Source organism: Snodgrassella sp. CS2 (genome assembly GCF_050310315.1).
Lineage (GTDB): Bacteria > Pseudomonadota > Gammaproteobacteria > Burkholderiales > Neisseriaceae > Snodgrassella > Snodgrassella alvi_E.
In genome coordinates this window covers 193,456-206,765 of sequence record NZ_JBNPBA010000001.1, presented here as the reverse complement: position 1 = coordinate 206,765, position 13,310 = coordinate 193,456, and the positions used below count along the sequence as shown (strand labels likewise).

Below are 13,310 nucleotides of genomic sequence, written 5' to 3'. Positions count from 1 at the left end.
GTATCAGGCTGCAAAGCGTTTTTCAACTTCGCTCCAGTTAACAATTTCCCAAAAATTGCTTAAGTAATTAGGACGGCTGTTACGATAATCAATGTAATAAGCATGTTCCCATACATCACATGTCAGCAAAGGTTTATTATCAGTAGTCAATGGAGTGGCCGCATTGCTGGTTGATACCAGATCCAGTTCACCTGCCGGTGTTTTTACCAGCCAAGCCCAGCCAGAACCGAATGTTCCGGCAGCTACTTTATCAAACGCTTCTTTAAATGCATCAAAACTGCCCCATTTAGCATTGATGGCCTGTGCCAAGGCTCCATTTTCAGTTAGTGCCACGCCTTTGGGTGCAAAACCAAACCAGTAAAATGTGTGATTCCATGATTGTGCAGCATTATTGAATAAACCGCCTGAAGATTTCTTAACAATTTCTTCAAGTGGCATATTTTCAAACTCAGTACCCTTAATCTGATTATTCATATTAGTGATATAAGTCTGATGATGCTTACCGTAGTGATATTCCATGGTTTCTTTGGAAATATGAGGTGCTAATGCATCTAAAGCATAAGGCAAAACCGGTAATTTATGTTCCATGGTTGCGATTCCTTCTGATAGAGTGGTTAGTTTGTGTTGTACAGTGCGTCTATCGTTCAGGCAAATGATATCTATTTGCAAATATATAGAACGTTTAACTCACCTTAAACCTTTATATGGTTCGTTAATATTGTAATACACTGCTCTCACCTGCGGCAAATAAGCATGGTCTTAATGGTAAAATTGAAAAAGAAGTTATTAAAGTAAGAATATATGGAAGAAAACAATATAAACAACGAAGAAATCAGTCAGCTGGCCGTTCCACCACATTCAATGGAGGCTGAACAGTCTGTTCTGGGTGGTTTAATGTTGGAAAACAGTGCCTGGGACCGAATCGCGGATGTAATAGATGAAAATGATTTTTATCGTCATGAACATCGGCTTATATTTAAGGGTATAAAAACACTGGTTGAGCTTTCCCGTCCTGCAGATGTCATTACCGTGCAGGAAGAGCTGCAACGAAGAGAAGAGCTGGATGCAGCTGGCGGCCTTGAGTACCTAATTACATTAGCTCAGAATACACCTTCTGCAGCTAATATTCGCCGATATGGCGAGATAGTTCGAGAGCGTTCTATTATGCGTCAGCTGGCACAGGTAGGGACACAGATAGCACGCTCAGCCTATAGTCCGCAGGGTAAAGATGCTGCACAGATGCTCGATGAAGCCGAAAATAGTGTATTTCAGATAGCAGAATCTACCGCAAGGTCGAAGCAGGGTTTTTTAACCATGCCGGTGTTATTAAAAGAAGTTGTTACAAGGATTGATTATTTATATTCACGGGACAATAAAAACGATGTTACTGGGGTGTCAACTGGATTTATTGATCTAGATAAAATGACTTCTGGTCTACAGCCGGGGGATCTGATTATTGTAGCCGGACGCCCGTCTATGGGTAAAACGGCCTTTTCACTGAATATTGCAGAACATGTCGCTATAGCAGAAAAATTGCCGGTTGCAGTTTTCTCAATGGAAATGGGTGGAGCACAGCTGGTACTTCGTATGCTTGGTTCAGTAGGGCGAGTAGACCAAAGTGTACTCAAAACCGGACAGTTACAGGATGAACACTGGGGTAAACTTAACGATGCAGTAGTTAAACTTACTGATGCTCCTATGTTTATTGATGAAACCCCCGGTTTGACTGCATTAGAAGTACGTGCACGTGCGCGACGGCTTGCCAGACAGCAGGGTGGTAAATTGGGTCTCATCGTGCTTGACTACTTACAATTAATGTCCGGCTCTGGACGCTCAGATAACCGAGCTTCAGAATTAGGAGAAATTTCACGTTCTCTCAAGTCTTTAGCTAAAGAGTTGCAGGTACCCATCATCGCATTGTCACAATTATCTCGTACAGTAGAGCAGAGAACAGATAAACGACCCATGATGTCAGATTTAAGGGAGTCAGGTGCAATTGAGCAGGATGCTGATTTGATTATGTTTATGTATCGTGACGAGTACTACCATCCAGACAGCCAATTTAAGGGATTGGCAGAATGTATTATTGGTAAACACCGTAATGGTCCAACAGGGAAAGTGCATCTGACATTTCAAGGTCAGTTTACTAAATTTGACAATGCGGCCATGCCTGAAGGTTATTTTGATGAATAATTCAGTTTTCAAGCCAGAAAAATAGTCATAAACCAGTGAAATGTTGTAAAATTATACGAAAATAATTCCATATTAACTTAATTTGGGCACTTTTAGGGTTGAATTATGGTTTCATCCAAACCAAGCAATGCTGGTTTTACCTTGATAGAACTGTTAATCGTTATAGCAATTACAGCCATACTTGCGGCTGTAGCCTTACCAGCTATGAATCATTTGGTTGCTTCCCATCGAGCTTATAACCGTGCTGATCAATTACTTGCAATGTTTCAGTTTGCCAGAGCTGAGGCTATACGTACTAATACTCCAGTTTTAATCTGCCCCACATTAATTAGAAAAAACACTTCTACTTCTAATACTTGTGTAAATTTTGGCGATTATGAAAATGGTACAAAATGGCAAGGTTTTATTGCGTTCAGTGATAATGATTTAGATGGTGCGTATAATGCCTCTAAAGATACATCAGTACGCACAGTAGCTTTAAATCAGAATTATGATGATAATATAAATAAAATCAAAGTTAAAATGCATTGGGGTGTGTGTAAAAATGGCAAGGCTGATTGTAAAGACGAAATTGCAGAATCCAAAATGCTAGCTTTCATGCCAAATGGTCAGTTTGGATTAGGTAATGGCAAAAATTCATCTAATTGGGATATAGGGCAATCCAGTGTAGCGTTAGAAGTTACTGATGCTAAATATGAAGACATTAAAAGACGAATCATAATAACACCAAGCGGTAAGCCGATTGCCTGTTATGGAAAATCTGGGAATGATTCGGTTTCAAATACTCAGATTTGTACTTCTCAATTATTTAACTAAAATGATTAATATGAAAATATTTGGATAAGTTTATGAATCAATGCCATTCAGTTGTATATTCATTGCATAAATTAAAGAAACAAAATGGCTCTACTATTGTAGAAGCAATTGTGGCTATGTTTGTATTGTCATTTGGTGTATTGGCATTGATGCTGGCTCAGATTACAGCGGTGCATACTTCAATTAATGCTGCAAACCAAGGAGAAGTAACAAGAGCAGTGCAAAATTATATCGAACTAATGAATTCAGAAGCTAGAATTTCCCTTAAAGAAAAATTAGATGAAAATAAAAATAAAATATTATATATAGCTAAAGATTATTCAAATTTTGATGATGCCAACTGTAATAATCGTTTAAATATTCATTTAACTAATGCACAAATAACTTCCTGTACTATTCGAAATGGTAAGATAGATGTTTCTTGGAGTGGTCAGGCACTGGACAAAAACGATAAGAATAATAATGTTAATAATAATAGCTTTTCGTATACTCTGACTGCAGGACAATAATGAAAAAAACATTAAATAAGAATATTAGGATTGTACTGATGAGAAAAATCCATATAGAGCCTCAACCAAAGAATTTTCTAGTCAGACAGCAAGGGTTCAGCTTGGTTGAACTCATGGTGGCAACGGCAATCAGTATTATTGTGTTACTAGCAGCAAGCTCAACCTTTCTAGCAACTTATAAATTAAAAGAACAGGTTAAGACACGAATAAATTATGAACAAGATGTTCGTAATGCTTCGAATGTTATACGAAGTGATATGCGTCAGCTAGCTAATTTTAGCTGTATGAATCCCCCTGATATTAATGAATTAAATGACATTTTTACTGGAGCATTCACTAACTCTAATAATAAACAGTATTTATCTACTGCATTCACTAAAGATATTGGTGTCACACCTGTAGCAGGAAGCAAACCTTTAGTACTTACGTTTATAAATGATAAATTAGCCAATAATATTCTTGCTAGCCAATGCAATATTGACATTAAAAAACTGGGTGAGCATGAAAAACTTGGTGAAGCTGTAAGTGGGGTTGTTTATTTGGTAGGGACGACGGTTTTTGATTCTAAGCCCGGTTTTTATCGTATAAATTACAGTAACCAAATGTGGAGTGCTCCAGAGTTGATCGTGAGTAATGTCGTAAAAGCCAAATATGATTTTTATTATGATGCACATAAAGATTCAGAATGTCCACTTATTCACGGGAATTTAGCTGCTTCTAGTGCATCTGATACAGGACAAATGAAGCCGTTAGAACCAAATATCAGCCATAAACAAGATTTGGATTTGGATTTTTTGCACCCTCCGGTAATGATTAAAACTACACTTAGTGTAAATCCAAATTTGACAAGCACAAGTACAGATAATACTGAAATAGATTATGAAATCAATGCAAGTGTTAGACAGGGTGAAGTTTGTACAAGTGGTAAATAATTTACAGATAAACTATTCTGGAATATGACATCTGATATGAAAATCGATTATAGATCATTACAAACCAGACAGTCTGGATTTGCATTATTTCTAGTTCTGATAATGATGATTGTTATTGCATTTCTGGTTGTAGCTACGATGCAAAGCACATCAATGGATACTCGAACCAGTGCTAATGATAGTGATCATCAGCTTGCTCTTCAGAATGCTCAGATTGGTTTGAAAGTAGCAGAAAATAGAATCAGTCAATGGCCAGGCTTGAAAAAACAACAATTTTTTTCATGCGATTGTAAAGATGGATTATGTGCAGCTAATGGAATAGATGCGGATAAAAAAAGTGTTTTAGCTGCTGTTGAAGAGAATTGCGGTGAATTACCAGCTGTTTGGAAACGAACAAATGTTTTTTCAAATATAGATGGCAAAGAAAATAAAGATCCATCAACCAAAGTTCAACCAGACAATACGACTTCATCTTCAGCACAAAATAACGAAATCAAATCTAGATATGTCATCGAATATTTGGGTCCAGATAGTAATGCAGGTAAAGGTATATATTTATTTAGAATTACGGCCAAAGGTTGGGGAAAAAATGATAGTACTACTAGCATTGTTGAGGAAACCATTCAGGCATCTCTATATGATTTTTGATAAGATATAAACTTTATACTTGGTGCAGATGCATGAGAAAATATAATAATGGTTTTACTTTAATAGAACTTATTATCGCAGTAGCTGTTATGGGAATACTGGTAGCTCTTGCTTTACCAGCCTATGATAACTATATAGAAAAAGCAGATTTAGCAGATGCTACTTCTACATTGATTATGATCAATCAGGATGTTGCCCAGCAAAAACTGAGTTTGTTTAATAGTAATATACAAAAGTCAAATATAGACGAAGCAATTAAAAATCATGTTGGTAAAAATACTAACGTGGATAGGAAATATACAATAGCCGGAGTTTGTGATAGTACCGATAATTGCAGTGATTTTCATCTATATGCTGAACCAAAAGGGGGAATAAATTTAAAAAAATCCATTTGGATGAGCAGTGATTCAAGTACTTATATTTGTGATAATAAAGACGTCAGTAATATAAGTGATCCATCTGGAAGCCCTGAATGTAAAAAACAATAATTAAAAGCGAACGCTAAAATTTTTTAATACTAATATATTAAAGGATAACAATAAATATCTTAGTTATATTCTTACTATTGATATTTAAACAAATCTATATTTATAATTTCAGCGCAAACAGTTATTTATCCAGTTAAGACGTTGTTGCCGATTTAAAACCTGTAAAAATTCATGCTGAACTTTTAATTCATCTACGTCTTGCTGCATCCGCGGCATATAATGGTTTAAAACATACCGTTTGGCGTCAGCTTCATCAAATTTAGGTTGCATCAGAATCTGATTTAATTGTTCATTTTTACGTTTGTTGTTTGCAGTACGTTGTAGGTTGGTATCCTGATTTCGTTTATACTGCATTCTAATAAATCTGAGTCTGGCTTTTTGCATTTGTGTTAGTTCTAGCTTGCGGACATCACAATTAACTTGTCCAGAAGCAAAAGTAGAGCAAGTGAATGCGAATAGTGCAATGCCGGTACAATAGCGTACTATTTTTTGCCAGCAAAGTGCTACCATTGTGTTCTCCCTTTAATTTCCATCGGACAATATGAGTATACTTCATTAGCAGTCAAGCACATATAATGGCCGTAAACTTGCGTAAAGAATATTATATACTTGGAGTCTTTTATTTATGAATAACTTAAAAAAGCATGATTTTTTCATTGCACCCAGTATATTGTCTGCAAACTTCGCTTTTCTGGGAAATGAAATAAAAGCCGTTATTGACGCAGGTGCAGACTGGATACATTTTGATGTAATGGATAATCATTATGTGCCGAATCTGACATTTGGACCCATGGTTTGTCAGGCTATCAAACCCTATGCTTCTGTTCCTATAGATGTGCATTTGATGGTAGAGCCAGTAGACGATATGATTAATGCATTTGCTAGCGCTGGGGCAGATATTATTACTTTTCATCCTGAAGCTAGTAAGCATGTAGACAGAAGTTTATCTCTGATTAAAGTAGCAGGATGTAAGGCTGGGTTGGTTTTAAATCCTGCTACTCCAGTATATGTTTTAGAGCAAGTAATGGATAAATTGGATGTAATATTACTGATGTCCGTGAATCCGGGATTTGGTGGTCAGAGTTTTATTCCTTCGACTTTAGAAAAAATTCGACAAGTTCGCTCCATAATTGATACATATGCCAATAATAATGGACGCTATATACGTCTTGAAGTGGATGGGGGTGTTAAGATAGATAATATTGCTGAAATAGCAAAAGCAGGGGCTGATACTTTTGTTGCTGGTTCTGCTATATTTGGGTTTGAGGATTATGGCAAACAAATATCGGCAATGCGTGAACAATTAGCTAAAGAAGGACAAATCTAATTAAATCGCATAAAATTAATATGTTAATAATTTATGTTTATATTGCCATATGATTGTTAATTTTATATATTAACATTTAATTTTATATATTCAGTAGGTTATGAAAAAGCAGTCATTTATAGCAGACTGCTTTTTCTCTCAATTTGCAATCGAAATATTTCTACAAAATGCTTGTTTAATGAGCTTCTTCCCAATTATGTCCGCTGCCAACATCAGCAATTAATGGAACGCTTAATTTGGCAACAGCTGACATTAATTCTGGTAATTGATGCATTACATCGGAAAGTTCTGACTCTGTTACTTGTAATACCAATTCGTCATGTACCTGCATAATGAGTTTTGATTGCATATTTTGTTGTTCCAGCCAATCTTGCACTGTAATCATAGCTCGCTTGATTAAATCAGAAGCAGTTCCTTGCATTGGCGCATTGATGGCTGCTCTCAAAGCTCCAGCACGTTCTGTACCATTGCTGCTTTTTAAACCAGGTAAGTAGAGGCGCCGACCAAATAAAGTTTCTACAAAACCGTGTTTGAATGCCTGTTCTTTAGTTTTTTCCATATATTCATGCACACCTGGATAACGACTAAAGTAGCGTGATATGAAATGTTGAGCTGCTTGCAATTCGATTCCTAATGATTTCGCCAAACCATATTCGCTCATACCATAAATCAGTCCGAAATTAATCGTTTTAGCATACCGACGTTGTTCAGCTGTTATTTCATTTTGCGAAGTAGAAAAAATTTCGGCTGCTGTGCGTTTATGGATATCTTCATTATTTTGGAAGGCATCAATCAGAGTGGCATCTTTTGAAAGATGTGCCATGATACGTAGTTCTATCTGAGAGTAGTCGGCAGAAACGATTAGCTGGTCGGGTGGGGCGATGAAACTTTTGCGGATTCGGCGGCCTTCTTCTGTGCGGACAGGTATATTTTGCAGATTTGGGTTGTTACTAGACAGTCGACCTGTGATGGCTACGGCTTGCGCGTAGGTAGTATGTACACGCCCAGTGTCTGAATTTATCAGCTGAGGGAGTTTGTCGGTGTATGTGGATTTCAGTTTTGCCAGTGTTCGTGTCTGTAGAATGAGCTTGGGGAGGGGATAATCCGTTGCCAGTTTCTCAAGCACAGCTTCATTGGTTGAAATTGCACCAGATGATGTTTTTTTAAGTCCCGTAGTTGGGATACCCATTTTATCAAATAGAATGGCCTGCAGTTGTTTGGGGGAATTTAAATTAAATGGTTGGCCTGCCAGCTGATATGCCTGTTCTTCAAGTTTGATTAGCTGATTGCCTAGCTCGTGGCTCTGTTGTGTTAATTCTTGTCGATCAATTAATACTCCAGTACGTTCCATGAGAAATAATATGCGCTCAATTGGAATTTCTAGATGATGGTAAAGCTCTAGCTGAGCTGAATTCATTTGCTGCCGGAGTAAAATTTCTAAACGCAATGACACATCTGCATCTTCTGCAGCATAATTCACAGCTTCATCCAGAGGCACATCGGAGAAACAAATTTGATTGGCGCCTTTACCACATAAATCTTCATATTTAATAGTCTGCCAGTTTAGATGCCGGAGTGCTAGCTCGTCCAGACTATGGCCAAGGTGGCTTTCGACAATATAAGAAGCAAGCATAGAGTCACCAATAATACCATTTAGGCCGATGTTATAATTGGCTAATACGTGTTGGTCATATTTAATATTTTGACCGATTTTGCCAAGCTCATTTGATTCTAGATAAGGCTTCAAACAGTTTAATACCGTTTCTAAAGGTAGCTGTTCATTAACAGCAGTAGGGGTGTGACCTACAGGAATATAAAAGGCTTTACCTGGTTCTAAAGCGATGCTGATACCTACTAGATTAGCTTTCATGGCGTCTAGATTATCGGTCTCAGTATCCAGAGCGATGGTATGGGCGTTTTCTAACTGTGTTTTTAATTCTGTTAATTGTTCATTTGTTGTAATTGCTGAATATTGTTTAGGAATGTTCCTTAAATAATCCGTTTCAGTGCTAATTGTATTATTGTCTGTACCAGAGTTTTTAATGATTTCTGATTCGGCAAACATATCTCCTGTTAGCTCTTTAGAATCACTTAAGTGATGTTCATCCAGATGCGTTTGCGCTTCTTTTAACCAATTTTTGAAGCCAAGTTCTTGAAAGTTTGGTATCAATTCATGCCAATTTGGCTTCTGACGTTTTAAATCTTCTAGTCCGCGTGGTAATACATCTTGCAGGTTTACATCTGTTTTAATTGTGATTAGCTGGTAAGAAAGGGGAAGTTTAGGTATTGCATGGCGTAAGTTTTCTCCAACTTTACCTTTAATATCGTTGGCGTGCTGGATGATATTCTGCAAGGTTTCATATTCCTTTAACCATTTTACAGCTGTCTTTGGCCCGCATTTATCAACACCAGGCACATTATCGACCTTATCTCCAATTAAACTTAGATAATCAATAATTTGTTCAGGCTTAACACCAAATTTTTCTATTACACCTATGATATCAAGCTTTTCATTGCTCATGGTATTGACTAAAGTCACCTGATTATTTACCAGCTGAGCCATGTCTTTGTCGCCTGTGGAAATAATTACTTCGTATCCAGCCTGTTGTGCCATGCAGGATAATGTACCTATAACATCATCTGCTTCTACACCGCTAACAGATAATACAGGCCATCCCATCAATTTGACTAGTTCTGGTAAAGCCTCAGCCTGTGGCCTTAAATCTTCAGGCATGGGGGGACGGTTGGCTTTGTATTCTGGATACATCTGATGGCGAAAATTTTTGCCCTTTGCATCAAATACGCAACAGGCATAATCATGTGCTGTATCCATGCGCAGACGTCTGAGCATATTCAGTACACCGTATAATGCCCCCGTGGGCATTCCTGTAGGACTGGTTAAAGGTGCTAAAGCATGAAATGCGCGGTATAAATAAGATGAACCGTCAACCAGTAATAATTTTTTTTGCATTGTAATTCCAGAATTATCAAATTTAGCCCAGAAACTTTCAAACTCATTCAGTTCTTATAGCCTGTCTGTGTCAGTAGTATATTGCAGAGCATATCTGTATTTTACGATAAAAAATATGGTTCGTAATTTAAACAATTGGCTTACTGGGTAAAGTATGTTTGCGTAGTTATGAATTCGCAGATATGTAAGTGCTACATGCGATAAATAATAATATTTTATATTGATTTATAATTTGCATATTTCGCATAATATATATTATGTTAAATTTTAGTATTGATTCTGTTTGTGTCTATCTTCTGCTTTTCAATCTTTAGTCACTTTTTCATTCGGATTTGAAATTACTTTTCTGGCAAGTGTCTCTAGGTCTTTGCTATGGTAAAGATCCAAACATTTTAGAAAATCAAATTTTATTCCTTTAACTTCCTGCTCAGCCAGTGGATTAAAATAATTACGGGATAAATAAGAATTGATTAGTACAATTTCTTTATCTATACTTTTATCAATGTCGTAATCAATCCAGTCTTTTAGTGCACTTACACTGCTGCCTGTATCTTTTTCTACATCTTTGTTTCCTTTGTATGCTTTGGTGATACAAGATGCAAAAACCATATCCTTATAATTCTCTATAAAGGTACGGTTCACTGCCTCGGGAGTTGATGCTTGGCTAATCAATGGCAATAATATGGAGCAGCTGGATATTATTTGCAATTTAAATTTTTTCATTTCAGTTCCCAAAAATTGGCTTGAAGTGTTACATATCCCTTTTCAGGCTCATTTTCACTAAAATAACAGTGATCATAACATGAGTTACCATCAAATAGTGTGGCGTGGCCATTTGCATTAGACCATCCTGAAACTTGAAATAATATAATGCCTTTTCTTCCTATTACTGCTGGATATTTAATAGATTCGGGTTTACCCCATTCTGATATAAGAAAGCTAATTAAATTAGTTACTCGATAGTAATACCAGTTTTTATCACTTCCTGAAACTGTAAGCTTGCCGTTAGGTTTTATTTTTAATCCAGAATAATTCAAAATATAACTCATCCGAACTGCACAAGTATTCACCCATTTAGTGGATGAATCTGGATTATTAATATTATCTGCTACACGACCGCCTATGACATTAGCTACTCTGTTTAAACGCTCGGTTTCTGAATCATTTTTATTAAAAATTTTTTGTGACGCAGCCCATGCATTGGCAAAAAGCGGTTTTATTCCAGGTGTAACTCTCATATAAAACCCTTTTATATATTTAAACTTATTTAATATAGTTGCTGCAAAATTTTTATAAGTATAAAATTTTGCAGCAGATCTTTTGATAGGATTTATTTTTCTGATTATTGATTCTGCCAGCGCTCTTGCGATTCGCGTATGACTGATTTAGCTTCGTCGATGTCACCCCAGTGTGTTACCTGTGTGGTACCTGCCTTTTTCAAATCTTTATAATGGTTGAAATGAAATTCAATCTGTTTGATTAATTGTGCCGGCAAATCTGCTAATGTTTGAACATTGTTGCCATTATTACGGTCATCAGCCGGAACTACGACAATTTTGTCATCAACTTCTCCATCATCTACGAATTTCATAACACCAATAATTCTTGCTTCCAGATAAATTCCCGTACTCAAAGGCTGATCAGTGATAATTAAGGCATCCAACTCATCACCATCTTCATCGAGAGTTTGCGGAATAAAGCCATAATTGGTGGGTTTGGCGAATATCACGGGTTCAACCCGATCAAGTTTCATAGCACCAAGTTTGCGATCCCACTCTATTTTATGATTTGAACCTGCTGGAATTTCTACAACTACGTTGATAATACCGCCGTCTACATTACCGGCATCGAGAATTTTATTGAAATCTGCCATGATATAAATGTCCTGCAATAGTTTTGAGTGGCGGTATTGTAAACAATGGATTTTTGTTTGCCCATATTTTATTGGATAAAATGTTAGTTTTCATTGATATTTTGTTTTATTTCAGATTAAAGTAAGAAAGCCAGTATTTCTCAAATCTGACTTTCTGTATCATTACTAAATCTTGTAACCATTTAATTCTTTGATTTTATTTTCAGATTTGTTGATAATGCAATTATTATAATTTATCTGAGTTTCAATGAGGTTTTTAGCTGTCGGTCTGGAAATGCAATATTTATTGATTTCATCTGACCACTGTTCATATGTCTGATTGAGGTTCTGCTGAATATCGTCAGGGATGGTTGACCAAGTAATATTTACTCTCTTAAGTGCATCGGATGCTTTTGCATCCATTTGAGCTGCTTTTTCTTGTTTTATATCTGTCAGATTTGATGCCTGCTCATCCAGTAACTCTTTAGCACGATTATTCAGCATGACGGATTCACAATATTGGTTGGCAACCTGTTGAGCCAGTATTGTTTGATAGCCGGTAAGGGAGCAGGAAGTGGTTAATGCTGTGTTATCCCAGTCTTTTTGTTCTTGTTGTATAGTCGCTTTAAAATCTGGATCAAGATTCGACCATATATTGCGTAGATTAGCTAATGCTTTTGCACGATCCTGCTGGAATTTATTTAAAAGCTGATTTAATTCTTCTGGCGTCTTGGTATTCAGATTTAGACCTGTACTATCGGAGTCGTCTTCCAGATTTTTATCTGCAGTATTACTCGTTTGCTGCGCATTGACGGTAATGCTTTCACTTGCAGCGCTTGCAGATAAGGTACCGGAACCATTGTTGGGTTGCAAATCTTTTTTGTTACCAGCAAAAATGAAATACATGGCTACTATAATAATAAGTCCGATAATGATGATTAAAATTATTTTTACGCTATTACTGTGTGCTGGTTCGTTTTGTTTTTGATATGGTTCTTCTATAAATATCGGAACAGATTCCTGATTCTCATGTGCTTTTTCGGAAGGCGAAGTTTCGGTTTTAGATGATAAAAGTATGGCTTTCTGAGCTTCATACTCTTCTTTGGTTATCGCGCCTTTTTCAAATAGTTTAAATAATGCTTCTAGTTCTTCTGTAAGAGAAGATTTATCCATACCCTAACCCTGTAAAATATTAATGTGATTGTTGATAACATAAAGTAAAGATATATTTGTTGCAAGCTTTTATGCTCGTTTTCAGCAAATAAATTTAGTTTACAGGTTATTGTTATATTGGATGAAAATATACAATTTTCATTTTAGTAATTTTTGGTTAATTAATGATATTAGCTAATAAATTGTACAAGTATTTTAAGGGATAATTTATTCTAAAATTAATAATTGCTTAAAATTAAATAATCAAAAAGTATTTGTATTCTAATATGGATGAAATGACAATGTTATGATGATGGTATATCATAAAAATTGTCAAAATCGAAATTTAATTGGTGAATTATGGACGATTGTAGCGCAAGATAAAATATTAAATTAATTATTATAATGATGGTGGGTCGTCA

The 13,310-nt window shown here is 36.2% G+C and carries 14 protein-coding genes; 7 read left to right on the top strand and 7 right to left on the bottom strand.

Annotated elements, in window-relative coordinates:
- Nucleotides 1-3: 3 nt before the first annotated feature.
- A complete protein-coding gene (locus tag ACQP6D_RS01065) occupies nucleotides 4-588 on the bottom strand; it encodes a superoxide dismutase (RefSeq protein WP_100140172.1) in 585 nt (194 codons plus the stop codon).
- 213 nt (nucleotides 589-801) lie between these two features.
- Here ACQP6D_RS01065 and dnaB point away from each other — a divergent pair, with 213 nt between their 5' ends.
- The 6 genes from dnaB to ACQP6D_RS01035 all read left to right on the top strand — a co-directional run bounded on the left by dnaB (nucleotide 802) and on the right by ACQP6D_RS01035 (nucleotide 5,586).
- Complete coding sequence (dnaB, locus tag ACQP6D_RS01060) at nucleotides 802-2,193, top strand: replicative DNA helicase (protein WP_100140173.1); 1,392 nt, start codon at nucleotides 802-804, stop codon at nucleotides 2,191-2,193.
- 105 nt (nucleotides 2,194-2,298) lie between these two features.
- On the top strand, nucleotides 2,299-3,009 hold the full coding sequence (locus ACQP6D_RS01055; RefSeq protein ID WP_267390284.1) for a GspH/FimT family pseudopilin: 711 nt from the start codon (nucleotides 2,299-2,301) through the stop codon (nucleotides 3,007-3,009).
- A gap of 32 nt (nucleotides 3,010-3,041) precedes the next feature.
- Entirely contained in the window at nucleotides 3,042-3,518 is a 477-nt protein-coding gene (locus ACQP6D_RS01050; RefSeq protein ID WP_267390285.1) for a type IV pilus modification PilV family protein, read from the top strand.
- Nucleotides 3,518-4,450 (top strand): PilW family protein, encoded by a 933-nt coding sequence (locus tag ACQP6D_RS01045; protein WP_427857238.1) that lies wholly within the window; start codon nucleotides 3,518-3,520, stop codon nucleotides 4,448-4,450. The genes ACQP6D_RS01050 and ACQP6D_RS01045 overlap by 1 nt, the downstream gene beginning before the upstream one ends.
- 36 nt (nucleotides 4,451-4,486) lie before the next feature.
- Entirely contained in the window at nucleotides 4,487-5,098 is a 612-nt protein-coding gene (locus tag ACQP6D_RS01040) for a pilus assembly PilX family protein (RefSeq protein WP_427857237.1), read from the top strand.
- Between the two features lie 32 nt (nucleotides 5,099-5,130).
- A complete protein-coding gene (locus ACQP6D_RS01035) occupies nucleotides 5,131-5,586 on the top strand; it encodes a type IV pilin protein (protein ID WP_100156977.1) in 456 nt (151 codons plus the stop codon).
- Between the two features lie 108 nt (nucleotides 5,587-5,694).
- Here ACQP6D_RS01035 and ACQP6D_RS01030 read toward each other — a convergent pair whose 3' ends face one another.
- A complete protein-coding gene (locus ACQP6D_RS01030; RefSeq protein ID WP_100140178.1) occupies nucleotides 5,695-6,096 on the bottom strand; it encodes a Spy/CpxP family protein refolding chaperone in 402 nt (133 codons plus the stop codon).
- A gap of 115 nt (nucleotides 6,097-6,211) precedes the next feature.
- On the opposite strand from ACQP6D_RS01030, the gene rpe reads away from it, so the two are divergent.
- Nucleotides 6,212-6,913: a ribulose-phosphate 3-epimerase gene (gene rpe, locus ACQP6D_RS01025; protein ID WP_427857236.1), complete on the top strand. Its 702-nt coding sequence runs from the start codon at nucleotides 6,212-6,214 to the stop codon at nucleotides 6,911-6,913.
- Between the two features lie 175 nt (nucleotides 6,914-7,088).
- Here rpe and polA read toward each other — a convergent pair whose 3' ends face one another.
- The 5 genes from polA to ACQP6D_RS01000 form a co-directional block, all read right to left on the bottom strand.
- A complete protein-coding gene (gene polA / locus ACQP6D_RS01020) occupies nucleotides 7,089-9,890 on the bottom strand; it encodes a DNA polymerase I (protein WP_427857461.1) in 2,802 nt (933 codons plus the stop codon).
- A gap of 297 nt (nucleotides 9,891-10,187) precedes the next feature.
- Nucleotides 10,188-10,607 (bottom strand): type VI secretion system amidase immunity protein Tai4, encoded by a 420-nt coding sequence (locus ACQP6D_RS01015; RefSeq protein WP_267407976.1) that lies wholly within the window; start codon nucleotides 10,605-10,607, stop codon nucleotides 10,188-10,190.
- Entirely contained in the window at nucleotides 10,604-11,122 is a 519-nt protein-coding gene (locus tag ACQP6D_RS01010; protein WP_427857234.1) for a type VI secretion system amidase effector protein Tae4, read from the bottom strand. Before ACQP6D_RS01010 ends, ACQP6D_RS01015 begins: the two co-directional genes overlap by 4 nt.
- Nucleotides 11,123-11,226: 104 nt before the next feature.
- Entirely contained in the window at nucleotides 11,227-11,757 is a 531-nt protein-coding gene (locus ACQP6D_RS01005) for an inorganic diphosphatase (protein ID WP_100156981.1), read from the bottom strand.
- Nucleotides 11,758-11,922: 165 nt separating this feature from the next.
- The gene (locus ACQP6D_RS01000) at nucleotides 11,923-12,909 is read right to left on the bottom strand and encodes an SHOCT domain-containing protein (protein WP_427857233.1); all 987 of its coding nucleotides are present in this window, start codon (nucleotides 12,907-12,909) and stop codon (nucleotides 11,923-11,925) included.
- Between the last annotated feature and the right edge of the window lie 401 nt (nucleotides 12,910-13,310).